A 23,858-nucleotide genomic window follows, 5' to 3' on the forward strand; every position below is an offset into this window, starting at 1 on the left:
CATGGATTTCAATCGACGGCCGGTTGCACCGGTGTATGCCGGACAGGATGTGGGAATCCGTTTCCAGCTGGAAAGCTCGGACCCCCTGGGCGACTACAACTTCCAGGTCCTGGACGAACGGGGCAGGAGCATCCCCATCGGCGGGAACAAGGGCGGCATTTTCACCAAGACCATGAGCCGGGGCAAAGCGCTGGAACTGAAGGTACGGCTCCCCGACCCGCTGGAATACCGGGTGCGGTTCCGCCCCAACATGCGCGGCATCGTGGGGAACTGGACCATCATCGACCGGATCGACGTCCAGGCACCCGACTCCGAACCGGTCATCAAGGTGGCCCTGGAGCCCAACGCTGCCCCCAACAGCGGACACGCCCAGCTATGGGACTTCATCTCCGGGGTGGCCGGGAACCTGACGTACACCAATTTTGCTGCCTTCGCGAAGACCAAGGCCAAGACGTTCGGCTCGCTCCCGCCCTTCAGCGGCCTCACGTACCAGAACCTGCACGCGCTGTCCGTGGAATTCATCTCGAAGGGCGCCCTGGGGAACAAGTTCGATCCGCTCCGCAAGAAGGGGTCCGGCTGGGGGCCCGCCAACCACAGCGCCCAGGCGATCCCCCTGTCCTACGTCAGTGACCAGGACAACGACCTCGCCCGGCCCTTCCCGGACGGCATCCCGAACGGCCAGTACCCGCTGGAACAGGTGCCGTTCGTCGAACTGATTTACGTCTACTGGCTGGAGGAAGGCATGCTCTTCCAGTCCCTGAACAGGATCCTGGCCCGCTTCCAGAACCGGCGGTCACAGCCGGACGGGGACCCGCTCTCGCGGCTCGCCGTCAGCCCGCTGCTGCCGCTGCGCGGACTCCTGTGGGGACTGGCCGAGGCCGAGAAGGACCGGCTCTCGCTGCGCCGCCGCGCCGCAGAGTACGAGTACCAGTACGGCCTGCAGCTGATCGGCCGCGCGATTCCCCCGGCGGAGCTGCTGGTGGAGCGGCGGACCCAGTTCCTGGATGCGTTCCACAGCCTGCTCAATGCCTGCCACCGTTACTACAAGGAGTTCAGCGACAAGACCGTGGACGCGGACGCGTTCCCGCTGCTGAGCAACCTGCAGGAACTGCACCTGGTGCTGGCCGCCGGCGCGAACAACCAGTTCGTAGACGTCTCGCTGTCCGCCCGGATCGAGACCCTGGACGTGCAGTGGATGCTGGCCCAGCCGGAAATGCGCGAGTTCCTGGGCGGCCGCACCATGGTCCCCTACCAGGAAGAGTGGATGGGCCGGGTGGACACCATGAAGCTGATGCAGGAATGGTCCGACGCCAGCGTGACCCACTTTTACGACCTGGCCGTCCACGGGGAGCAGCTGCTGCTGTCCGTACGGCATGGCCGGTGGAACGAGTCCGGCATGACCAGCGATGACGCCAAGAACTGGGCCCTCAAATGGAAGCCGTCCGTGCAGCGTTACATCCACGCCTACCGGGCTGTCACCGGGGTGGACCTCAGCGAGCGCGTGGACACCACCATGCCGTCCGCACTGCTGCAGCGCCGGCTGGCCCGGAAGCTGGTCCGGTACTAGGACATGGCCAGGTCAGGAAAGGGCTAGGTACAGGAGATGGCCAGGTCAGCGGGCGGGACGGATTTCACGTCCGCCCTGTTCCTGGGCCAGCACCACCCCAGCGCCGCGCTGGCCCCGTGGGCGGAGTTCACCACCGGGGTGCCCGCCCCGCTGCGGGAGCTTCCGGCGGCCGCGGAGCTGGCATCCCTGGTTGCCGCGCAGCAGCATGCCGACGGCAGCCTGGTGGCAAGGTCTGCGCTGCACGGAATGATGGATGTACTGCAGTCACTCCCCCGCCCCGGGGATGTGCTCCTGGTGGATGAGGACGCCTACCCGCTGGCCCAGTGGGCGTGCCGGGCATCCCTCCCCCGGGGTGTGCGGGTGGTGACGTACCCACACTTCCGGCCAGCCGCCGTCGTACCTCCCAACAGGTCGGTGCCTCCCAACAGGACGGTACCTTCCGCCAGGACGGTACCTTCCGCCAGGACGTGGGTGGTGACCGACGGCTGGTGCCAGGGATGCGGGCGCCCCGCACCCCTGGCTGAGCTGCAGGCCATCGCCGCGAAGACCGGCGGCCAGGTGATCGTTGATGACTCCCTGGCGTTCGGTGTCCTGGGCCGGACATCCGGTCCCGGCGGCTTCGGTGACGGTACCGGCACGGCACGCTGGCTGGGCTTGTCCCACGACCGGCTGCTGTGGCTCGGTTCGCTGGCCAAGGCCTACGGCACACCCGTCACGGTGATCACGGGTGACAGCACCACGGTGGGGGTGGTTGCCCGCAACGGCGGGAACCGGATGCACAGCAGCCCGCCGTCGGCGGCAGACCTTGCCGCCGGGCTCGGGGCCCTCCGCAGCGGCGGCCTCCCCCGGTTGCGGCGGCGGCTGTGGCGGCTGACCCTCTGGCTGCGGACGGCGTTCGCTGATCTTGGCCTTCCGCCGATGGGGCTTCCCTTTCCAATTGTCGGAACCCGGCTGGGTTCACTGCCGCTGGCACGCCGGTGGCGGACCGCGCTCGCTGCCCGGGGCGTGCAGGCGCTGGTGCAGCTGCCCCGCTGCCGGCCCGGCGCCGTGTTGTCCGCCGTGGTGCGGGCGGACCACAGCCAGGCCGACCTGGACCGGCTGGTGCGGGGACTGGCCGCGGTGACGCGGGACAGGCGGGCGGCCTGATGATCGTGGATTCGCACGTCCATGTGGGGACCGCCGGCGTCCCGCTGGGCCCGGCCGGCCCCGCCGCATCCTTTGCACTGTGGCGGAAGCGGGCGGCCGCCGTCGGAATTTTCCGTGGGGTGCTGATGGCCGCGCCGGGTGGCACCTACGCGGCCGCCAACCGGGCCGTGGCCCAGCTTGCCCTGAGGGAGCCCGGCGGGTGGCTTTGGTATGTGTTCGTAAACTCCGTGGCCGACCGCGGGCGGGTGGGCGCCATGGTGACGGCCGCCCACGCATGCGGCGCCTGCGGGATCAAGGTGCACTGGTCCGACGGACCCGCAACGGATGAGGTGGCGCTGGCCGCGGAACGCCATCAGATGCCGGTGCTTTTTGACCCGGGCGGGGACGTGCAGCTGGTCTGCCACCTGGCCGGGCGGCATCCGGGGGTTGCCTGGATAGTTCCGCATTTGTCGTCCTTCAACGACGACTGGCGCGCCCAGAAACGGCTGACCGATGCGCTGGTCCAGCTGCCCAACATCTTCACGGACAGCTCAGGAGTGCGGTACTTCGACCTGCTGGAGGAGGCCGTGGCCCGGGCCGGATCGCGGAAGGTGCTGTTCGGCAGCGACGGGCCGTACCTGCACCCCGCGCCCGAGCTCGCCAAAATATTCGCGCTGGAGCTGCCGTCGGCTGACCGCGACCTCATCCTGGGCGGCAACGTCCTGAGGCTGACGGGACCGGCCCGGAGCGGGCGCTGCTGCACCGATGCAGGACAGGACAGGAGGAAGAAGGCATGGCTGTAAATGTGCCGGCCGCGGGTCCGGAGCCGATCAGGGCGCCGGGGATGGCCGAGATAAAACCGGACAACGGGCCGGCGATCAGGGGCGGCCTCAACCAGCTGCGCGCCTACCTCCGGCAGAGCGAGGCCGCCCGCCGGGCGGGGCCTGGCAGCAGGACGGCACGGCCCGCATGGATGGCGGGCAACGAGCCCCGGCGGGAATCCGTGTGGTTGATTACCTACCGGCCCTGGCCGCCCGGGCCATCGCCCAGCCAGGTGCGCATCTTCGCCCACGAAATCGCCGGGGACCGGCTGGTGGCCAGGACCAGCAGGGATGACCGGCTGCCGGCCACGAAGGACCTGGTGAAGTCCCGCCGCGAACTGCCGCCCGTCCAGCTGGCAAAATTCATTCCGTTTCCGTCACCGGACAAGCAGCCGGACATGTTCGGGCTCGCCGTGGAGGACCTGGTCCGCCAGCAGTTCGGCAGGATCTATAAACGTGCCAACTACCGGGGCCGGCTCCCCGGACGGAAGGGGCCGGACGTGCTCTGGCGGGAGCTTGGGGACCTGTTCCGGGAACTCGCCGAGGAGACCGGCGACGGGTACTGGCACGAGGTGGCGGAGGAGCTGGACCGCGGGGCCTAGCCGGAGCTAGGCACCGCCGGTGTCCGTCCTGCGGGCCTGCCGCTGCTGGACGGCACGGTCCGTGAGCCCCAGCATGGTGGCGGCCGAATGGACGTTCCCGCCGCTCCGCTCAACCGCCACAGCCACGGCCGCCTCCGCCGCGCGTTCCTTGATGTCCCGCAGCCCAAGGCCGGCGTCAACTGCCCAGGCCACCGCCCTGGCGAGCGGATCGACGGCGAGCGGATCGACGGCGCCGGCCGGGCCGCCGTCGTACGCGTTCTGGCCCTGATCCGCTCCCAGGTGCCCTGCCTGCGGCCTGTCCTCGCGGGGAAGGTCGCCCGGGGTGATGGCCCCCGGGCCGACGTGCCGCGCCGCGATGCGGAAGGCCAGCTGCCGGAGGTCGCGCAGGTTGCCCGGGTAGCTGCGGCGGAGCAGGACATCCTGGACCGCCGGATCCACGTCCGGGTCGGTCCGGGCGCCGGTGGCCTCGCGGCAAAAGCGGGCGAAGAGGCAGAGGATGTCCTCCAGCCGGTCCCGCAGCGGCGGCATGGTGACCACCGAGGCCGCTATGCGGTGGTAGAGGTCGGTGCGGAAACTACCGGCGGACACTTCACGGGCGAGGTCGCGGTTGGTGGCGCAGATCAGCCGGAACTTGCTGTGCAGCCACCTGTCGCCGCCCACGCGTTTGTAGGTGCCTTCCTGCACCACGCGGAGCAGCTCGGGCTGGAGTTCCAGGGGGAGTTCGCCTACCTCGTCGAGGAACAGGGAGCCCTGGTCGGCACCGGAGCAGGCGCCGGTCCGCACGCTCACCGCGCCCGTGAAGGCACCGCGTTCGTGGCCGAACAATTCGCTGCCCATCAGCGTGGGGACGATGGTGGTGCAGTCCACCACCACCAGGTTGCCCCGCTGGCTGCTGACCGCGTGGGCCACCCGGGCCGCCAGCTCCTTGCCGGTCCCCGTCTCCCCCTGTATCAGGATCGGTGCGTTCCCGAACTTCGCGGCCACCACCAGGTCCCGGAGCGCGGACCGCAGCGCCGGGCTTTGCCCCGCCAGCTTGTCCCGGACGGCAACAGAGTCGATCACCGTTTCCACGTCCTCGATCCGCTGCAGCCACGCCGCCACCGGCTCCACCTGGCCGTGCCAGGCCATGCATTCCGCCGCACCCGCCTCAAGCACCGGCCAGGGTTTCAGCCTTCCGTCCGGCGGCCCGAAAACCAGCACCCTGCACCTGCCGTATTCCGCCATCCCCAGGGCCGAGACCAGGTCCTGCGACTGCGCCGCGGCAAAGATGATGCCTGCGGTGGCGGCAGTTTCTGGAGCATCCGCCAGCTGGAGGGGGACGTGTGCGGCACGGAGGGTTTCGATGGCCTCACTGGCCCAGGCCTGCCGGCCACTGAGGTCCATTACCCACGGCATAGAGCCCCTCGCAGATCCGCTGCCGGCACTTCGCCTGCGCAACGAAGCTGACCATGCCCGGCGTTACAGCCCCGTTACTGCTGCTGCCAGGGCCCCTGCGCCAGAGGATCTTGCGCCAATCTTTCAGGAAAAACCGCGGGTTGCTGATGGTTTTTCGCGCATGATCAGGGTCAACGGATGAGGAGTCAGATAACACCATGACCGACCACAGCGTCCCTGACGGGCCCGGGGTCCCCCGCAGCGGCGGCACCTTGGTGATCCGCACGTGGACCGAGCCCGACGGCGAACACGGCTTCCGCGCGCGGGTCACCTACAGCGTGGGGCCTGCTGGGCACGGCAGCCTCGCCACGGTGGACCGGGAGGAAGTCCTCCACGCTGTCCGTCAGTGGCTGGCTGCCCAGGACGGATGAATACCCCGGCGGTGAATAGCCCAGCTGCACGGCGTCGATGAGTTTGGTGAGCGCTTCGGACGGCATGACGCCCATGTCCCTGCGCAGGGCTGCTGCGTAGTTCCCGTAGGCGTGCAGTGCGGAAACGGTGTTCCCCATTTCCAGTTCTGCGGTGACCAGCGCCCGCACTGCGCTCTCGTAAAGGGGCTCAATTTCCAGGGCAGCGTCCGCCGCTTCCGCAGCGCCCCCGCAGTCCCCCGCCTGCAGCAATGAACGTGCCAGGAGTGTCAGGGCGCGCAGCCGGTCCTGGTGCAGCCGGCTTTGCTCGAACAGCACCCAGTCCTCGTACCAGCCGGGCAGCAGCTCGGCGTCCCGCAGGTCCAGCAGGGCCTTGGTGGCTGCCCCGTCCCCTGCCGGGCTGTCCTGGAGACGGGCCCGCACCCGGTACAGATCCACCTGCACCGACGGATCCAGGGCCAGCACCGGTCCGTCCTTCGCCAGCATCCCGGGTACCTGGCGCGTGACCAGGTGCACGCTGACCCTGAGGCTCTCCAAGGCCCGGGACTCGGGGCAGTCCGGCCAGAGGAGCCCGGCAACGTAGTTCCGCACCCTGGGGCCGCGGATGGCAAGCGCGGCGATCAGGCGCTGCTGGCGGACCGCAACGTGGACAATTTCTCCGTCGCGGCGCAGTTGCCAACACCGGAGCAGATCCAATTCCATATGTCCACAGCCACCACCGCCCACGGGACACCTCAGCCGGGTTGAAGTACCTGAACTACGTAAAAATGAGGATCCTCAGCTTGAAAATGAATGTCAATGTAGCGGGGCCCCTAATCGGGTTGGGAGGGCGCGCTCTCGAAAGCTGCCAAGGGATGCGAAAGGCGCGGGCCGCCGTCGCACTTTCCTGCTGGGGTGCCCGCGCCTGACCCCTGTACCTACGCAGCCCGCCTCTTCGGCACGGTGTGCGTCTTCGGCACGGCCTCAGCCTCAGTGGCCGGAGGCGTTTCGCCGCCGGCGCGGCCCGGAGGCGTGGATTCCTGCAGCCGGGCCCGGGCATCGAGGACGTCGCCGATGAACCAGTCGTAGATCAACACGCCGATCACACCACCGACCACCGGGCCCACGATGGGAACCCAGAAGTACCAGCTGAAGGCGCCGTCCACTGTGCCAGGCAGCGCCGTTTGGCCCCATCCGGCCAGCCATGCGAAGAGCCGCGGTCCGAAGTCGCGGGCAGGGTTGATGGCGTAGCCGGCGTTGGCGCCGAGGGAGATGCCGATGGCGGCGACCGCGAGCCCGATCATGAACGGGCCCAGGTTCGCCTGGACGGCGGTGTTGCGCATGTCGATGATGGCCACGACGAAGATGACCAGGAACGCCGTGCCGACGATTTGGTCGATCAGCGGGCCCGTGGGGTTGCCGTTGAAGTAGGGCGCCGGGAACGTGGCGAAGATGGAGTAGCTGGCCAGCCCCTTCGCGTCGCCGCGGCCGGTGCCGACGGCCTTGTTGTAGGCGTCGATGGCGTTGTAGTACAGCAGATAGACCATCGCGGCGCCGGCGAAGGCGCCCACCACTTGGGCCACGATGTACGGCCCCACCTTGCGCCAGGGGAACTTGCGGCGGACGGCGAACGCAATGGTCACGGCCGGGTTGATGTGGGCGCCACTGACGCCGCCGGCCACGTAGACGGCCAGCGCCACGGCCAGGGCCCATCCCCAGGCAATGAGCAGCCAGTCGCCCGCGGCCATGAAGATGGTGGTTGACGTGGCGGCGCGGCCGGATCCGGGCAACGCGGCGACCGCCATGGCCACCACGCCGTCGCCGAACGAGATCAGCACAAAGGTGCCCAGGAACTCCGCGAGGAGCTCGCCCCAGGTTCCACCCAGTTGTTTGAGTCCGCTGCCATTGCGGACGGCATGTCGTAGCGGACTGATATCACTCATCGCGCGTACCTTCTTTGCGATTTTGGTTTTGTCCTTGGCTTCATCCGGACGGATTGACAATCCGGGTACTTTTATGCTACGCCGAAAGTGTCCCTAGGCAACAGTCTGAAGAAACGGAAGCCCCCGCAGGCGCAGGACCGCACCCTGGAGACGTGGAGTTCGTTCGAAAGGCAAGATCATGAACGACAACGGCAGCACCGACAAAACCCTGGTCCCGGACGAGACACCCGGGGAGCGCGACCTGCGCGGACGGTACGTCGAAGGCAACTTTGGCAAAGCCGGTGCCCAACGCGGCCGCCATGCTGAAGACGAAGAGGGCCAGTACATCGAAGGGGACTACGGTCCGGCAGGCAGCGAAGGCGGGCTGCCCGAACCGCTGGGCGACAGGACCGTGGGAGCCGGGCGCTACGTCAAGGCCGACTACGGCCAGGCCGGTCCGGTCCCCGGCCGGACCGCCGCTTCGGAAACCGGCCGGTACCCGGAAGGGACTACGGCAAGGGCGGCACCGTGGATCCCACGCGCAAGCCGGGCGCCCCTGACGCGCAGGCGGAACCGTAGCACCTGACGCTGGGCCACGGCCTGCCCGCCTGCACAAGGCGGGCAGGCCGCTTTGGTGTGGGCCGGCGTCGTGCCTTGCTGCCCTGATCTCGTCAGCCTGCACTCCATTACGTCCATTTGAGTTAGGTTAGCCTCACCTTCTACAGTGCTCCGGTGACGTTAGAGACAAAGCTTGCCGGAGTCCCCTTCGCGGCCAGCCTGGCAAGATTCGGGGAGCGCGCCGCCATCATCACCGGCACCGAGGCGTTGAGCTACCGGGAACTGGCCCGCCGTGTGGAGGAAGTGGCCGCATCCTTCGGGCACGGCCGGCGGCTCGTCGCGCTGGAGGCCGACAACACGCTGCCGGCCTTGGTTGCCTACCTGGCCGCGCTGTCGTCCGGAAATCCCCTGCTGGTCCTGCCGAACCACCCCGCAGCCGCGGAAACGCTCATGGATGCCTATGATCCGGACGTCGTGGTCCGCACGGGAGACGGCCAGGCAGTACTGGACGCGCGCCGGGACGAAACGCGCCACGAACTGCACCCCGACCTCGCGCTGCTGTTCAACACCTCCGGGTCCACCGGTTCACCGAAGCTGGTCCGCCTGTCCGCCGACGGCATCCAGGCCAATGCCGCCGCGATCGCGGAGTACCTGCAACTGCGCCCCACTGACAAGGCCGCCACCACGCTCCCCCTCTCCTACTGCTACGGGATGAGCGTGGTGAACAGCCACCTCCTGGCGGGGGCGTCACTGGCCCTGACCGATCTCTCCGTGGTGGACCCCTGCTTCTGGGACCTGGTCCGGGCGGAGAGTGTCACGTCCTTCGCCGCGGTGCCCTACACCTTCGATCTCCTGGACCGCGTGGGCTTCAAGGACATGGACGTGCCCAGCCTGCGCTACATCACCCAGGCCGGCGGACGGCTGGCCCCGGAGCGGGTGCGTTCCTACGCGGAGCTGGGCCGGCAGCAGGGGTGGGACCTCTACGTGATGTACGGGCAGACGGAGGCCACCGCGCGCATGGCCTACCTGCCGCCGGACCAGGCATTCGATAACCCCCAGGCCATCGGCGTGCCGGTGCCGGGCGGCTCCTTCCGGCTGGAGCCCGTTCCCGGACTGGACGCCTCCGAACTCGTCTACAGCGGCCCGAACGTCATGCTGGGGTACGCCGAACGGCCGCAGGACCTCAGCCTGGGCCGCGTTGTTGACGAGCTCCACACCGGCGACCTTGCCCGGCGCGGCCCGGACGGCCTCTACGAGATTGTGGGCCGGCGAAGCCGCTTCGTGAAGATCGTGGGACTCCGGGTGGATCTGGGGCAGGTGGAGCGGCTGCTGGCTGACCTCGGCGTCAACGCAGCCGCCGCAGGGTCCGACGACGCCGTGGTGGCTGCCGTCGAAGGCGACCACCACCCGGGCCTCATTGCCAAAACCCTGGCGCAGGACCTTGGCCTGCCGCGCACCGCCGTCGAACTTCACCGCGTGGAGGCCATTCCCCGCCTGGGCAACGGCAAACCGGACTACCCTGCGATCGCCGCACTCGCCGGTGCAGGGGCCGCGGCCGGTGAAGGCGGAGGGGACGACGACGGCCCGACGGCCCCGGACGCGGGCTCCATGGACGTTGGACGCATCTTCGCCGAGGTGCTTGAAGTGGACAGCGTGTCCGGCACGGACACGTTTGTGTCCCTGGGCGGCGATTCGCTGTCCTACGTGGCGGCGTCCATCCGGCTGGAGGATGCCCTCGGGTACCTCCCCGAAGGCTGGCACCTGATGCCGGTCTGCGAACTGTCGTCCGCGCAGCACGGAGTGCCTAATGCCGCTGCGTCTCCCGGGGGCCGCACCGGAACCAAGAGAACCCGCCGGCGGCTTTTCGCGCCCACGGAAACCGGGATCGTGCTGCGCGCGGTGGCGATCGTTGCCATCGTTTCAACGCACATCGGGTTCTTCCACTGGCAAGGCACCGCGCACGTGCTCATGGCTGTGGCCGGCTACAACTTTGCGCGCTTCCAGCTGTCCGGCAGCCGCAGGGAACGGTTCCGGCGGCACCTGCGGAGCATCGCGCGGATTGTGGTGCCCAGCGTGGCGGTGATCGGGCTCGCGTTCGCCGTCACGGACAAGTACGCGTGGCACAACGTGTTCCTGCTCAATACGCTCCTGGGGCCTCCGGGGTGGAGCGACTACTCCCGCTTCTGGTTCGTGGAAATCCTGGTCCACGTCCTGATCGGGCTGGCTTTCCTGCTCGCGGTCCCGGCGGTTGACCGCGTGGTGCGGCGATGGCCGTGGGCGTTCGGCGTGGCCCTGGTTGTTGTGGACATGCCGCTGCTCTTCGGTCTTGTTGACAGCCGCTACCCGGGCCAAGGGCCGGTCCTGTGGCTGTTTGGCCTTGGCTGGGCGGCCGCCGCCTCCCGCACGGTGTGGCAGAGGTCGGCCGTGGCGGCGCTCGCCTTCCTGACCGTTCCCGCGTCCTTCGACAATCCGTACCGCAGCGCCACCATCCTGGCGGGCTGCCTGCTTCTGCTCTGGCTGCCTGCCCTTCGGGTGCCGCGCGGGCTGCACCGGATCACGGCGCTGCTGGCCAGTACGTCGCTGTACATTTACGTCACCCACTGGCTGGTGTACCCGCTGTTTGAGTCCGTGGACGTTGAGGAGCCACTTGCCAAGGGGATTGCCGTGCTGGCGTCGGTGGTGTGCGGGATCCTCTACTGGGCGGTGGCCACTAGGGCAATGGCTGCGGTGGAGCGGCATCTAAAGGGCCGGCGTGCGTTGCGGCCCCGTATTGCCCTGGGCCGTGAAGCACCAGCAGAGTAGTAAGCATGGATGACGTCATCGGCACCATCGAGCTCTCCGGGGAACTGCTGCACCTCAAGTGGGGGCACGGGGACGTGGTCACCGAACGCGACGCGGTGGCGCTGATGAAGCGCGCGCGGGAACTCAGCGGCGGCCGCACCCTGCCGCTGCTGGTCGAGATGACGGGTGTGGCGTGGATTGACCAGGGCGCCCTGAAAGCTTTCGCCGGCACTTGGCCCCTGACGCGCGCTGCCGTGGTGGGCACCTCCCCCGTGGACCAGACCATCGCCGACTTCTACACCGGGCGGCACAAACCAGTGCACCCCACCCGGTTCTTCACGTCCATGGACGAGGCAATGGCGTGGCTCGCTGAGGATTCGGTTATGCCATAGCGCACGCGACGCGCGACTTCATTTCCGATGCGGAGCTTCCTTTGCGCAACCCATATGTCGGGCGCGCTGTGGAATATGCGCGTCGAAACTGATGCAGCGCGTCGCCAGGTCTTCTCCACATAGCGGCACAGGCCCCTCCTGCCCGGGGACGCACGCCGGCAACGTGGATACATGACCGAACTTCCACCGCTCTTGTTGTCCCGCGACCGCGTGCTGCACGGACTGCTTCCGAATGAAGTCGCCAAACGTGTGAGGGCAGGTGCGTTGGTTCGCGTTCGACACGGCGTTTATGTCGACGGACCGACGTGGAAAGCCCTGAAGCCCTGGGAGCAATACCGGGTCCGCGTCCAGGGGGCCGGGGAAACCTTTGAGAAACCCACAATCTTCGCCCGGCAGTCCTCCGCCAGCGTGTGGGGAATCCCGTTCATCGGGCGCCACCCGGTCCGGGCACTCACATTGAAGAACGACGGCGGGAGGTCCCGCGCCGGAGTCAGCCGGCACTTTGCTGCCCGGGCCGGATTGAAGGTGGTACGGGTGGATGGGCTCCTCGTTACCGATCGCGTCCGGACCGTCTTGGACCTGGCGGCGTTCAGCCCGTTCATCGAGGCAATAGTGCCGCTGGACCACGTCCTGCGGCCGGACCCGAACCGGCGACTGCCCGCCCTCACCAAAGCCGAGCTTGAGGCCGGAATCGGTGACATCTACTCGGCTGCTGCTGCACGGCGGATCCGGGCCGCAATCGCCTTCGCCGACCCCGGTTCGGGTTCAGCCGGGGAATCCTGGAGCCGGGCGCTGATCCATGTGGCCGGGTTCGAACCTCCAATTCTCCAGCAGCGGTTTTCCGATGCGGCGGGATTGGTGGGGTACACCGACTTCTATTGGAAAGAGCCCAAGGTTGTAGGCGAATTCGATGGCGAGGAAAAGTACATGAAAGCTGAATTCTTAAAAAGCCGCACCGCTTCCCAGGCCGTTGTGGCGGAAAAGCAGCGTGAGAACCGCATCCGCGCCCTGGGAATCAACGTGGTGCGGTGGGACTGGGCCGACCTGAAGGCGGGCAGGCTGGAAGGCAGGCTCGCAGCGGCTGGCGTGGCCCGCCGTCGTACGCGCTCTGCCGTAATCGACGCGCAAAGTCGTCCATGACACGCATATTCCTTTTCGCGCCCGGAATATGGGGTGCGCCAAGGAACATGCGTGTCGAAAAGGAATATGCGCAGCGGGGTCGCGGCTCAGGTGCTCTCCTCCACCGGCACCACTGAGGTACTGCGCTGGGTCGCCACCCAGCTGGCCAGGACCTTCAGTGCGTCCTCGGAGGGCGTGCCGGGCTCGGCCGTGTAGATGTTGATCCGCAGGCCCGGGTCCGCGGGAAGCTCCATCGCCTCATAGGTCAGGTCCAGGTCCCCCACCACCGAGTGGTGCAGCCGTTTGCGGCCGGTGCGGTGGTACTTCACGTCGTGCCGGGCCCAGCGGACGCGGAACTCCTCGCTGCGGGTTGAAAGCTCGCCGATCAGGTCGGACAGGTCCTTGTCGAACGGGTTCCTGCCAGCCGTGGAGCGCAGCACGGCCACGATGTCGTCAGCGGCGCGCTCCCAGTCCACGAAGAACTCCCGTGCCTTCGGATTCAGGAAGGTGAACCGGGCGCTGTTGGGCGGGGTGCCGGCGTCGGTCATCATCTCCAGGTACAGGGCCCGGCCCAGCTCATTGGAGGCCAGGACATCGCCGCGGTCGTTGCGGACCCAGGCGGGCGCCGTCGTAATCGCATCGATGACCCGCTGCACGCTGGGCCGCACCGTCTGGGGACTCCGCTTCCGCCGCACCCGCGGGGCCGCCGTGGACGCGCGGGCCAGGTCGAAAAGGTGGGCGGTCTCGGCGTCGTCCAACTGGAGGGCGCGGGCCAGTGCCTCCAGGACGCTGTCCGAGGCGCCGGAAAGGTTCCCCCGCTCCAGCCGGATGTAGTAGTCGATGCTCATCCCGGCGAGCATGGCCACTTCCTCGCGCCGGAGCCCCGCAACGCGCCGGTTGCCGCCGTACGCGGGCAGCCCGGCATCCTCGGGCGTGAGCCGGGCACGGCGGGAGGTCAGGAACTTCCGCACGTCATCGCTGTTGGTCATGGCCTCCACGCTACGCCGATGCCGGGCAGCGAAGGAGGGACTGGCAAGCCCTCCCACAAACCTCCACACCCGCATAGCGTGAAGGGCATGGTTATGGAACTCACGCTCAACAACGGAATCACAATGCCCGCGCTCGGCCTGGGCGTCTTCCAAAGTCCCCCGGAAGAGACGACGGCGGCCGTCCAGTCAGCGCTCGAGGTGGGCTACCGGCACATCGACACCGCCGCCGCGTACGGCAACGAGCGCGAGGTGGGCGAAGGCATCCGCCGCTCTGGTCTGGACCGCGCCGACGTGTTCATCGAGACGAAGGTGTGGGTCAGCGACTACGGCTACGACGAGGCACTGCATGCGTGGGACAAGGCGGCCGGCAAGCTGGGCGTGGACCAGCTGGACCTGTTCATCCTGCACCAGCCCGCACCGGACCGGTTCGACAAGACCATCGCCGCGTACAAGGCCCTGGAAACCCTGCTGGCGGACGGCCGGGTGCGGGCCATTGGCGTCAGCAACTTTATGCCGCACCACCTGCAGCAGCTCCTCGAGGAAACCGATGTGGTCCCGGCCGTGAACCAGATCGAACTGCACCCGTATTTCGCGCAGCCGGCCGTACAGGCGGCGGATGCGGAACACGGCATCCTGACCCAGGCGTGGTCACCCATCGGCGGCATCACGTTCTACCCCGGCTGGGGCGAGAACCGGAAGAACGTCATGCGGGACCCGGCGATTGCCGCCGTTGCAAAGGCCCACGGCAAGACCCCCGCCCAGGTGATGCTGCGCTGGCACCTGCAGCAGGGCCGCTCGGCCATTCCCAAGTCCACCAACCCGGCGCGCATCGCGGAGAACTTCGACGTGTTCGGCTTCGAGCTCACTGCTGCTGAGCTGGCCGCCATCGACGCGCTGGACACCGGCGTCCGCAGCGGCCCCGACCCGGACGTGGCACGCCCCGAGCGATTCGCCATGGTCATCCCGGAAGCCTAAGGAGAAGAAATGGAATACCGCCCGCTTGGCCGCACCGGTGTGCAGGTCAGCCCCCTCTGCCTCGGCGCGATGATGTTCGGCCCCTGGGGCAATGACGACCGCGCCGACGCCACCCGCATCATCCACCGCGCCCTGGACGCCGGCATCAACTTCATCGACACCGCGGACGTCTACTCCGGCGGCGCCTCGGAGGAGATCGTCGGAGCCGCAATTGCAGGAAAACGCGACGACGTCTTCCTGGCCACCAAATTCTTCATGCCCATGGATGAAAAAGACCCCAACCAGCGCGGCGGCTCCCGCCGCTGGATCATGCGCGCGGTGGAGAACTCGCTGCGGCGGCTGAACACCGACCACATCGACCTCTACCAGGTGCACCGCCCCAGCCCGGACACTGACGTGGAGGAGACCCTGGGCGCCCTCACCGACCTGGTCCGGCAGGGCAAGGTCCGCTACATCGGTTCGTCGTCCTACTCCGGCTCGCAGATCGTGGAGGCGCAGTGGGCGTCCCGCGAGCGCAACCTGGAGCGATTCGTCACGGAGCAGCCGCCGTACTCCATCCTGGCCCGCGGCATCGAAGAGGACGTCCTGCCCACTGTGCAGCGCCACGGGATGGGCACGCTCACCTACAGCCCGCTGGCCGGCGGCTGGCTTTCCGGCCGGTGGCGGAAGGACTCGCCGTCCCGGCCCACCTCCAGCCGCCGCCCCAGCGCCCGGTTCGACATGAGCCAGCCGGCCAACCAGCGCAAGCTGGACATCGTGGAGGAGCTCGCCCAGGTGGCCGAATGGGCAGGCGTGACGATGATCGAGCTGGCCATCGCGTTCGTGATCAACCACCCGGGCGTCACCTCCGCCATCGTGGGACCGCGCACCATGGAGCAGCTGGAGTCCTACCTCCCGGCCGCGGACACCAAACTGGCCCCCGAGGTGCTGGACCGCATCGACGAACTGGTGGCCCCCGGCGTCACCGTCAACCCCGACGACAACAGCTACGGCACCCATGAACTGACCGCACAGGCACGACGCCGGCAGCGGCCTTAAGTGCCGCTTCCCGCCTTACTACCCACTCCCCTATGAAAGGAAAACCCATGGCAACGTGGCTCATCACAGGCTGCTCCACCGGACTTGGCCGGGCACTCGCGGAAACCGTGCTCGCGTCCGGGCACAACGCCGTCGTCACCGCCCGGAAGGTGGAAACGCTGCAGGACATCACGGCCGGCTTCCCGGACACCGCGCTGGCCCTCCCCCTGGACGTCACCGACAAGGCGCAGATCAGCGCGGCCGTGAAGGCAGCCGGGGAGAAGTTCGGCAGCATCGATGTGCTGGTGAACAACGCCGGCTACGGCTACCGCGCCGCCGTGGAGGAAGCGGACGACGCCGACATCCGCCGCCTGTTCGACACCAACTTCTTCGGCGCCGTGGACATGATCAAGGCAGTGGTCCCCGGCATGCGGGCCAACAAGTCCGGGACCATCCTGAACATCTCCTCCATCGGCGCCCGGATCACCCCGGCCGGCTCCGGCTACTACGCGGCCACCAAGGCAGCGCTGGAAGGCATGTCCGGGTCGCTGCGCAACGAGCTGAAGCCGCTGGGCATCAACGTCACGGCCATAGAGCCCGGAGGCTTCCGGACGGATTTCGCGGGCCGCTCGCTGACACAGTCCGCGACGGCAATCGAAGACTATGCGGACACGGCCGGCAAGCGCCGCAAGGAACACGACACCGCGCACGGCAACCAGCCCGGGGACCCGGACAAGGCAGCCAAGGCGATCCTCGCCGTCGTCGATTCCCCCAACCCGCCGGGCCTGCTGGTCCTGGGCACGGACGCCTTCGGTGCATTCGGCAAGGTGGCCGAGGCCCAGCGCGCCGAGCTGGACCAGTGGCAGGAGCTGAGCACCAGCACCGACATCGATTAGGCGCAAGGTCGGGTGGGGACCTCGGACTCTACCCCTGTCCCCGCAGGCTAACGAGAATCGGAGCACACCTGAGGGAAAGGGCTCCCGTGATGATGTGGGGTTATGGGCAGGGTCCGGGATGGTGGATCTGGGCGGTTCTCCTGCTCCTGGGCATCGCACTGCTGGTCTGGCTGGCGGTGCGGGCGTTTGGCGGCGGAATCGGTGGCAGCGGCACTGGCGCACGCCGGAGCCAGGCCGGGCCACCCGGCACACTGTCCTCCACTGCGCGCCAAATCCTGGATGAACGCTTTGCGCGGGGCGAACTCACCGCCGACCAGTACCGGGAACAGCTCAGGGTGCTTGGCGAGGGCAGGTAGTGCGCCCCATCAGCCGGCGGCAGGCGCTGCTCCTGGGTGGTCTGGGAACTGCGGCGGCCGCGGCCGGCGGCACGGGCCTGGTTTGGTCACTGTCCTCCCGGCCCGGCCCAACCACTGGAAGCAGCCTGGGCCAGCCGCAGGAACTGCGCAGCGACGCCGGTAAGCTCCAGGTCCGGCTCGAAGCCGCAGCCGCCCAGGTCCAGCTGGGCGGCCGGCAGGCCACGGCGCTCGGCTACAACGGCAGCGTCCCCGGGCCAACGTTGCGGGTCCGCGCCGGGGACGTCCTGAAGATCACGCTCGCCAACAGCCTCTCCCAGCCCACCAACCTGCACGTGCACGGCCTCCACGTCTCCCCGGAAAACAACGGGGACAACGTGTTCATCGCCGTCGGTCCGGGCAGTTCCTTTGACTACGAATACCAGCTGCCGGGAAACCACCCGCCCGGCGTGTACTGGTACCACCCGCACCACCACGGCATGGTGGCGGACCAAATTTTCGCCGGGCTGTTCGGCGCGATCATCGTGGAGGACCCGGACCCCATCCAGGCCAGCGCGGAGCGTTTACTCGTGGTCTCAGACACCACGCTGGACCCGGCGGGGAAGATTAGCGCCGTCTCCTCGATGGACCGGATGACGGGCAGGGAAGGGGACCTGCTCCTGGTCAACGGCCAAGGCAACCCCCTGATCAGCGCGGTCCCGGCGCAGCGGGAAAGGTGGAGGATCGTCAACGCCTGCGTGGCCCGCTACCTGCGGCTGCGGCTGGACGGGCAGAAACTGGAACTGCTGGGCCGGGATTCGGGCCGCTTCGAGAAACCGCAGGAGGTGGAGGAGCTGCTGCTCACCCCCGGGAACCGGGCGGACCTCCTGGTCACCACGGCCGCGGGCGAATCAGTGCTGCGCACGTTCCGGTACAACCGAGGAAGCATGGCCGGGATGATGGGGGCCGGCCCTGCCCCGGGCGGTGCCACCGATGGAACCGAGGGCGCCGTGCTGGCCACCTTCCGGGTCACAGGGGAATCCGCCGCTCCCCCGCCCGCCGTCCCCGCGCAGCCTGCCCACGCCGACCTCCGGCAGTCCACCGTGGCGGCCCGCCGGCAGATCATCCTGTCCACCGGCATGGGCATGGGCGGAGGTGGCATGATGCGTTTCACCATCAACGGCAGGGAATTCGACGCGGGCAGGACGGACACGACGGCGGCGGCGGGCACCGTCGAGGAATGGACCCTGGTCAACACCAGCCCCATGGACCACCCGTTCCACCTGCATGTCTGGCCGATGCAGGTGCTGGGGGACAACGCCCCGGCAGGCTCCTCCCCCGATTGGCGCGACGTGGTGAACATCCCGGCGAACGGACAGGTCAAGGTCCGGATCGCTTTTGCCGACTTCCGCGGGCGCTCGGCGTACCACTGCCACATCCTGGACCACGAGGACCTGGGCATGATGGGCGCCATCGAAGTGCGCTGAGGACGCCCGGCCGGCCAGGGTACGGCGAAGGCGCCAAAATCGAGTAGCCACTACTCATGACAGGGCGCACGCCCGGTGCGAGAGTGGATTCCTAACGTTCCACCACTGCGCAAGAGGAACCAGCATGGCAGCCAAACGACGCCGCCCGGCCGGCAAGGGCGCCGGCGCTATCGGGTGCACCCCCTTCTTCGTCCTCATCGTTGTAGCCCTGATCATCCAGTACTGGTGGGTCCTGCTGATTGCTGCAGGTGTGGTTGGGCTGACTGTGGCGCTGGTCCGCTCGACAAGTGGACCGGCCCGGCCGGCCAAGTTGCCCCCATCCAGTCCGCAACCCGTGGCTGCCCCGCCCCGCGTGGTCCCCAGCGGCGAGGATCTCACGGCCCAACTGCGGGCCCACAAACGGATAAGCCGCGTGCGGGACATGCAGGAATGGGACTACGAGTGGATCCGGTTGGCCCACCCGGGGAAGAGCCTCCGCGACGTCAACGACATCGCGAACGCCCATTTCGCCCGCGGCCGCTCCATCGGCGTCAACTGGGGTGACCCGTCCTCTTCCTAACGTCCAGGTCGCTGGTCCGCGCCGCCGTCGAGCGTTCCTGGAAGCGTGGTCAGGCTCAACTGGGCACGGTGGTGGCGGTAGTGCTTGGGCGCCCACTCCAGGATGTCCCGGCGGCTCATCCACGGAAGGAAGTAGGGATCCCAGCGCACGGGCATGGTCATGCCGCGGTCCAGGGCCTTGCTGCCCGCGCGGCTGTACCAGTGGACGATGATCCCGGTGGTCCGGTCCATCATCCGGGCCATGGCCTGCGGCGCCAGGACCTGCCCTGCTGCTGCGCTTCCGGCCCAGTTCACCCAGTTGTATGGACCGGAACAGGAGTCCAGTAGCCGGCTCCAGCGGCGGGAGGCCCCGGGAGGCAGGTGCGAGAACAGCCCCAGGAGGGGGATCCCTGCAAGGGCGATGTTCTGTCCCAGAGCCATGTGGAACAGCAGTTGCCGGTTGGTCCATCGCGTTCCGTGGGAGGACAGGTCCAGCTCATCCGCCGAGGCGCCCAGGACGATGCTCCGGAAGTCGGCCGCGATCCACAGCAGTTCCTGCCGCACCGGATCCTCGTCAGGCATGATGGCGCTCCCGCTAGACAGCCGCTCCGGACCTGCCGTGCTGCAGCCCGGTAGCGAACCCGATCGTCACCGGTACCGGCGCCGGGGCGGAGCAGCAGCCCTCCGCGGCAGCTTCTCCGGCGTCGTCCGGGATGGACGTGGAACACACGCCGGTTTCCGGAAGTTCAAGTTCGACGGCGTCCGCGGCCTCAGTGTCCCCGGCCAGGGCGGCGGCGATGGAGCGGACTTGCTCGTACCCTGTGGCCATGAGGAACGTGGGTGCGCGGCCGTAGGACTTCATGCCCGCCAGGTAGAAGTCCTTTTCCGGCTGCTCGAGGATCCGGGCGCCGTGGGCAGGAACGGTCCCGCAGCTGTGGAAGTCCGGGTCGATGAGCGGGCCAAGGGCCTTGGGGGCCTCGACGGCGGGGTCCAGGTCCAGCCGCAGCTCGGACAGCATGGCCAGGTCCGGGCGGAAACCCGTGGCGGGAATGACCCGGTCCACCGGTACGGACCGGCCGTCCGCCGCGTGGACGGTCACCGCGTCACCCTGCACGTCGATGAAAGCAGTATGGAAGTTGGTCAGGAGCTGGACGGCCCCGGTGTCGACGGCGGTGCGGAGCCGGGCACCGAGCTGGCCGCGGGCGGGCAGCTGGTCGGCGTCGCCGCCGCCGTAGGCCCGGGCCGGGGTGGCGGCGCGGATGGCCCACAGGACCTCGGTGCCGGGGTTGGCGCGGGCCACGCGGGCCAGGTCCAGCACCATGTTGGCGGCCGAATGCCCGGAGCCGATGACCAGCGTGCGGCGGCCGGCGAAACCACCAGCGGAAACGTCCGGCAGGGGGCCTGTGACCAGCCCGGCTGCACGCGCCTCGGCCTCACCCGGAACGGCAAGCCCGGACGAACCCAGCGGCGCCGGGCTGCTCCAGGTACCGGACGTATCGATTACGGCGCGGGCCAGCACCTCGGTGACCTGGCCGCCGTCGTGCCCTATGCGCAGGAGGAACGGGGCACTGTCCCGGCCCTGGCTGCGGCCCTTGTCCATACCCTGCCGGGTGACCGCCACAACCCGGGACCCGGTCCGGATCCGGTCCTTGAGCTCCGGCGTCGCGGCCAGCGGCTCAAGGTATTCGGAGACGATCTGCGCCCCGTACGGCAGCGCGGTGGGACGTGGAGCTTCCCAGCCGTGGCGCTCCAGCAGCCGCACCGAGGCGGGGTCCAGGTTGTACTTCCAGGTGGAGAACACGCGGACGTGCCCCCATTGCCGGATGGCGGCTCCAACAGTGGGGCCGGCCTCGAAGACTAGCGGTTCCAGCCCGCGTTCCAGCAGGTTCGCGGCGGCGGCCAGGCCCACGGGTCCGGCGCCGATCACGGCTACGGGCAGGGACTCCTTGGATGTCATGGCGTCAACCTTTCAGGCGGAAGCGGGGATAAGGGAGGCGATCAGGGCTTCGACGCGGCCCTTGATCTCATCGCGGATGGGCCGGACCGAGTCCACGCCCTTGCCGGCGGGGTCCTCCAGGACCCAGTCCTCGTAGCGCTTGCCCGGGAAGTAGGGGCACTCGTCGCCGCAGCCCATGGTGATCACTACGTCGGATTCCTTCACGGCCTCGGTGGTGAGGACCTTGGGGATCTCGGCAGACATGTCGATGCCCACCTCGGCCATCGCCTCGACGGCGGCCGGGTTGACCTTCTCCGCCGGCTGCGATCCGGCCGAGCGGACCTCGATGGCCCCCTTGGAGAGGGTGGTGAGGAAGGCGGCGGCCATCTGGGACCGGCCGGCGTTGTGGACGCAGACGAACAGGACGGAGGGCTTGTGGCTCATGAGAGCACCTTTCGGTCAGCCGTGACGACGGCGGGGGTTGCGGGGGGTGGGTAAAGGAACCGGACCAGGACGTATCCGGCGGCGCCGCCCACCAGCTGGGCGAGGATGAAGGCAGGGGCCGACGACGGTGCGATGCCGGCGAAGGTGTCCGTGACCGTCCGGGCGATGGTCACCGCGGGGTTGGCGAAGCTGGTGGAGCTGGTGAACCAGTACGCGGCCGTGATGTAGCCGCCCACGGCGAACGCCACCCTGTCCACCCGGCCGGAGCGGACGCTGCCGAAGATGACCACCAGCAGCCCTACGGTGGCGATGACCTCCCCCAGCCAGAGCGCGGGTCCGGTGCGGACGTGCGCGGACAATGTGACCGCGTCCAGCCCGAACATGAGGTTCGCCGCCACGGTGCCGGCCAGGCCGCCCAGAATTTGCGCGGCCACTAAAGCCGCGGCGGTCCCGGTATCAATCAGGCCCAGGGCCCGTTCCACCAGGGTCACCACGGGATTGAACGACGCCGAGACGGGCTGGAGTGCCACGATCAGGGCCACCAGCGCGGCACCCGTGGCGAGGCTGTTCTGCAGCAGCTGCAGCCCGGCGTCGTCCGGTGAAAGCCGCGAGGCCATGACGCCCGAGCCCACCACCGCCATGACCAGGAACGCGGTGCCCACGAACTCCGCGGCAGCTTTGCGGCCCAGGACGTTCACGCTGCCTGCCCGCCAATCAGGGCGGCCAGGTTCTGCAACGCTTCGGTCCGGGCGCGGTAGTAGACCCAGACGCCGCGCTTCTCCCGGTCCAGCAGCCCGGCCTCGTGCAGGATCTTCAGGTGGTGGCTGATGGTGGGCTGGGACAGCTCGAAGGCATCGTTGAGGTCGCAGACGCAGGCCTCCCCGCCCTCATGCGAGGCGACCAGGGACATCAGCCGCAGCCGGACAGGATCGGCCAGCGCCTTCAGCAGCGGGACGACTCCTTCCGCCTCAGGCTCGGACAACGGCTCCCGTGCCAGCGGGGAACAGCACGCCACGGCTTCCACAGGGGTCAGCTTCAAAGACATAGACACACGTAAATATTTACATTCATCTATGTCTTTGGCAATCCCCATATTTTCCCGCTGATTACGCTCCTCCCTTGCGGTACACGGAGAAGGGGCAAATAGGATGGCCCGTAGATTTACCGGCCGGAGATGAAGGGCGCCACCATGATCGAGATCCTGAACCCCGCTGAAGTGGCCCGCGCCCGGGAGACCGGCGCCCTGGTGGCGGACATCCTGCAGGCCATGAAGAGCCGCGCCACGGTGGGCACCAACCTCCTGGACATCGACCAGTGGACCAAGGAGATGATCACCGAGGCCGGGGCCGAGTCCTGCTACGTGGACTACGCCCCGTCGTTTGGCCGGGGCCCGTTCGGGCACTACATCTGCACCGGCGTCAACGATGCCGTGCTGCACGGACTCCCCCATAACTACGACCTGGCCGACGGCGACCTGCTGACCCTGGACCTCGCCGTCGTCAGGAACGGGATGGCCGCTGACGCCGCCATCAGCTTCATCGTGGGCGAATCCCGGCCGGCGGAGAGCGTGGCCATGATCGAGGCCACCGAGCGGGCGCTGGCCGCCGGAATCGCCGCCGCCGGGCCGGCCGCCAAGATCGGCGACATCTCCTACGCCATCGGCCGGGTCCTCAGCGATGCGGGATATCCGGTCAATACCCAGTTCGGCGGCCACGGGATCGGCTCCACCATGCACCAGGACCCGCACGTCCCCAACACGGGGCGGCCCGGCCGCGGCTTCAAGCTGCGGCCCGGGCTGCTGCTGGCCCTGGAGCCGTGGATCATGGCGGACACGGCGGAGCTGGTAACGGACGACGACGGCTGGACCCTCAGGAGCGCCACCGGCTGCCGGACGGCGCACACCGAGCACACCATAGCCATCACCGAGGACGGCGCCGAGATCCTGACCCTGCCCTCGCGGTAGGAGCTATTCCGTCCCCACCACGCCGCTGCGGCGCTCCAGCAGCAGCGTGTCCTGCCAGTGCCCGGCCTTGGGGCCATGGCTGATCTGCGCAATCCGCTCCCGGGTCCCCACCACCCGGAAGCCCAGCTTTTGGTGCAGCGCCAGGCTGGCGGCGTTCTCGGGAAAGATGCTGGACTGGATGGTCCAGATGCCCGCAGCCTCCGTGGAGTCGATCAGGGCGGCCAGCAGGAGCCGGCCCACGCCCCGGCCCTGGGCCTGCGGGTCAACATAAATGGAGTGCTCCACCAGGCCCCGGTACACCTCGCGTGAGGAAACCCGGGACACGGCGGCCCAGCCCAGGACCCGCCCCGCATCCCCGGCGACGATCCGGTGCTCAGGCAACCGCACGCCGTCGAACGCTTCCCAGGTAGGCGGCTCGCTCTCGAAGGTGGCCTCCCCCGTGGCGATGCCGGCGGCGTAAATTGCGTGGACGGCGTCCCAGTCATCGGGGCACATGGGGCGGATGGTTACGGGGCTGTCCATGGGTCCCATTATGGTGTGGCGCCCGCGGGCCGCCGCCGAGGCAGGCGGCGGCGTAAAAAATTCGTCAATAAAACAGCCCGGCCACCCCGATT

General features: G+C 68.5%; 25 protein-coding genes. 15 read left to right on the forward strand and 10 right to left on the reverse strand.

Going from position 1 to position 23,858, the window contains the following annotated elements:
* Position 1 precedes the first annotated feature (1 nt).
* The 4 genes from VIK36_RS17205 to VIK36_RS17220 are packed head-to-tail and all read left to right on the forward strand — an operon-like array spanning position 2 to position 4,115.
* Positions 2-1,567 carry a hypothetical protein gene (locus tag VIK36_RS17205; protein ID WP_324642890.1) on the forward strand — a complete coding sequence of 522 codons (1,566 nt, stop codon included), beginning with the start codon at positions 2-4 and terminating at the stop codon, positions 1,565-1,567.
* A 36-nt stretch (positions 1,568-1,603) separates the two neighbouring features.
* Positions 1,604-2,713, forward strand: coding sequence for a hypothetical protein (locus tag VIK36_RS17210; RefSeq protein ID WP_324642891.1), 1,110 nt, complete (start codon positions 1,604-1,606; stop codon positions 2,711-2,713).
* The gene (locus tag VIK36_RS17215) at positions 2,713-3,495 is read left to right on the forward strand and encodes an amidohydrolase family protein (RefSeq protein ID WP_324642892.1); all 783 of its coding nucleotides are present in this window, start codon (positions 2,713-2,715) and stop codon (positions 3,493-3,495) included. Before VIK36_RS17210 ends, VIK36_RS17215 begins: the two co-directional genes overlap by 1 nt.
* The gene (locus tag VIK36_RS17220) at positions 3,486-4,115 is read left to right on the forward strand and encodes a hypothetical protein (RefSeq protein ID WP_275179841.1); all 630 of its coding nucleotides are present in this window, start codon (positions 3,486-3,488) and stop codon (positions 4,113-4,115) included. The genes VIK36_RS17215 and VIK36_RS17220 overlap by 10 nt, the downstream gene beginning before the upstream one ends.
* Positions 4,116-4,121: 6 nt before the next feature.
* Here VIK36_RS17220 and VIK36_RS17225 read toward each other — a convergent pair whose 3' ends face one another.
* From VIK36_RS17225 to VIK36_RS17235, 3 genes are all read right to left on the reverse strand, one after another.
* Positions 4,122-5,510, reverse strand: a complete 1,389-nt coding sequence (locus tag VIK36_RS17225; protein ID WP_324642893.1) for a sigma-54-dependent transcriptional regulator — start codon at positions 5,508-5,510, stop codon at positions 4,122-4,124.
* A 185-nt stretch (positions 5,511-5,695) separates the two neighbouring features.
* Positions 5,696-6,619, reverse strand: a complete 924-nt coding sequence (locus tag VIK36_RS17230) for an AfsR/SARP family transcriptional regulator (protein ID WP_324642894.1) — start codon at positions 6,617-6,619, stop codon at positions 5,696-5,698.
* A gap of 215 nt (positions 6,620-6,834) precedes the next feature.
* The gene (locus VIK36_RS17235) at positions 6,835-7,839 is read right to left on the reverse strand and encodes an MIP/aquaporin family protein (RefSeq protein ID WP_324642895.1); all 1,005 of its coding nucleotides are present in this window, start codon (positions 7,837-7,839) and stop codon (positions 6,835-6,837) included.
* A gap of 178 nt (positions 7,840-8,017) precedes the next feature.
* Between VIK36_RS17235 and VIK36_RS17240 the strand changes: the two genes are divergently transcribed.
* From VIK36_RS17240 to VIK36_RS17255, 4 genes are all read left to right on the forward strand, one after another.
* Positions 8,018-8,404, forward strand: a complete 387-nt coding sequence (locus tag VIK36_RS17240) for a hypothetical protein (RefSeq protein ID WP_324642896.1) — start codon at positions 8,018-8,020, stop codon at positions 8,402-8,404.
* Positions 8,405-8,550: 146 nt separating this feature from the next.
* A complete protein-coding gene (locus VIK36_RS17245; RefSeq protein WP_324642897.1) occupies positions 8,551-11,178 on the forward strand; it encodes an AMP-binding protein in 2,628 nt (875 codons plus the stop codon).
* A gap of 5 nt (positions 11,179-11,183) precedes the next feature.
* Positions 11,184-11,549: an STAS/SEC14 domain-containing protein gene (locus VIK36_RS17250; protein ID WP_324642898.1), complete on the forward strand. Its 366-nt coding sequence runs from the start codon at positions 11,184-11,186 to the stop codon at positions 11,547-11,549.
* 171 nt (positions 11,550-11,720) lie between these two features.
* A complete protein-coding gene (locus VIK36_RS17255; RefSeq protein ID WP_255173096.1) occupies positions 11,721-12,689 on the forward strand; it encodes a hypothetical protein in 969 nt (322 codons plus the stop codon).
* Between the two features lie 86 nt (positions 12,690-12,775).
* On the opposite strand, the gene VIK36_RS17260 is transcribed toward VIK36_RS17255, so the two are convergent.
* On the reverse strand, positions 12,776-13,657 hold the full coding sequence (locus VIK36_RS17260; RefSeq protein WP_255173097.1) for a helix-turn-helix transcriptional regulator: 882 nt from the start codon (positions 13,655-13,657) through the stop codon (positions 12,776-12,778).
* Positions 13,658-13,750: 93 nt separating this feature from the next.
* Here VIK36_RS17260 and VIK36_RS17265 point away from each other — a divergent pair, with 93 nt between their 5' ends.
* From VIK36_RS17265 to VIK36_RS17290, 6 genes are all read left to right on the forward strand, one after another.
* Positions 13,751-14,632, forward strand: a complete 882-nt coding sequence (locus VIK36_RS17265; RefSeq protein ID WP_255175642.1) for an aldo/keto reductase — start codon at positions 13,751-13,753, stop codon at positions 14,630-14,632.
* Between the two features lie 9 nt (positions 14,633-14,641).
* Positions 14,642-15,670, forward strand: a complete 1,029-nt coding sequence (locus VIK36_RS17270) for an aldo/keto reductase (RefSeq protein ID WP_324642899.1) — start codon at positions 14,642-14,644, stop codon at positions 15,668-15,670.
* A 47-nt stretch (positions 15,671-15,717) separates the two neighbouring features.
* Positions 15,718-16,545: an oxidoreductase gene (locus VIK36_RS17275; protein WP_324642900.1), complete on the forward strand. Its 828-nt coding sequence runs from the start codon at positions 15,718-15,720 to the stop codon at positions 16,543-16,545.
* Between the two features lie 89 nt (positions 16,546-16,634).
* On the forward strand, positions 16,635-16,901 hold the full coding sequence (locus VIK36_RS17280; RefSeq protein WP_324642901.1) for an SHOCT domain-containing protein: 267 nt from the start codon (positions 16,635-16,637) through the stop codon (positions 16,899-16,901).
* Positions 16,901-18,364, forward strand: coding sequence for a multicopper oxidase family protein (locus tag VIK36_RS17285; protein WP_324642902.1), 1,464 nt, complete (start codon positions 16,901-16,903; stop codon positions 18,362-18,364). The genes VIK36_RS17280 and VIK36_RS17285 overlap by 1 nt, the downstream gene beginning before the upstream one ends.
* 124 nt (positions 18,365-18,488) lie before the next feature.
* The gene (locus tag VIK36_RS17290; RefSeq protein WP_324642903.1) at positions 18,489-18,923 is read left to right on the forward strand and encodes a hypothetical protein; all 435 of its coding nucleotides are present in this window, start codon (positions 18,489-18,491) and stop codon (positions 18,921-18,923) included.
* Here VIK36_RS17290 and VIK36_RS17295 read toward each other — a convergent pair.
* Genes VIK36_RS17295 through VIK36_RS17315 form a run of 5 tightly spaced genes read right to left on the reverse strand, consistent with a single transcriptional unit; the run spans position 18,920 to position 22,326 of the window.
* Positions 18,920-19,483 carry a DinB family protein gene (locus tag VIK36_RS17295; RefSeq protein ID WP_324642904.1) on the reverse strand — a complete coding sequence of 188 codons (564 nt, stop codon included), beginning with the start codon at positions 19,481-19,483 and terminating at the stop codon, positions 18,920-18,922. The genes VIK36_RS17290 and VIK36_RS17295 overlap by 4 nt on opposite strands.
* A gap of 13 nt (positions 19,484-19,496) precedes the next feature.
* A complete protein-coding gene (locus VIK36_RS17300) occupies positions 19,497-20,858 on the reverse strand; it encodes an FAD-dependent oxidoreductase (protein WP_324642905.1) in 1,362 nt (453 codons plus the stop codon).
* A 12-nt stretch (positions 20,859-20,870) separates the two neighbouring features.
* Positions 20,871-21,281, reverse strand: coding sequence for an arsenate reductase ArsC (locus VIK36_RS17305; protein ID WP_324642906.1), 411 nt, complete (start codon positions 21,279-21,281; stop codon positions 20,871-20,873).
* Complete coding sequence (locus VIK36_RS17310) at positions 21,278-21,979, reverse strand: aquaporin (RefSeq protein WP_324642907.1); 702 nt, start codon at positions 21,977-21,979, stop codon at positions 21,278-21,280. The genes VIK36_RS17305 and VIK36_RS17310 overlap by 4 nt, the downstream gene beginning before the upstream one ends.
* On the reverse strand, positions 21,976-22,326 hold the full coding sequence (locus VIK36_RS17315; protein WP_324642908.1) for a metalloregulator ArsR/SmtB family transcription factor: 351 nt from the start codon (positions 22,324-22,326) through the stop codon (positions 21,976-21,978). Before VIK36_RS17315 ends, VIK36_RS17310 begins: the two co-directional genes overlap by 4 nt.
* Before the next feature lie 144 nt (positions 22,327-22,470).
* Here VIK36_RS17315 and map point away from each other — a divergent pair, with 144 nt between their 5' ends.
* On the forward strand, positions 22,471-23,244 hold the full coding sequence (map, locus tag VIK36_RS17320) for a type I methionyl aminopeptidase (protein WP_324642909.1): 774 nt from the start codon (positions 22,471-22,473) through the stop codon (positions 23,242-23,244).
* Between the two features lie 3 nt (positions 23,245-23,247).
* On the opposite strand, the gene VIK36_RS17325 is transcribed toward map, so the two are convergent.
* Positions 23,248-23,766: a GNAT family N-acetyltransferase gene (locus tag VIK36_RS17325; RefSeq protein ID WP_324642910.1), complete on the reverse strand. Its 519-nt coding sequence runs from the start codon at positions 23,764-23,766 to the stop codon at positions 23,248-23,250.
* Positions 23,767-23,858: the final 92 nt, after the last annotated feature.

Origin of the sequence: Pseudarthrobacter sp. LT1 (genome assembly GCF_035621795.1) — a bacterium.
Classification (GTDB): Bacteria; Actinomycetota; Actinomycetes; order Actinomycetales; family Micrococcaceae; genus Arthrobacter.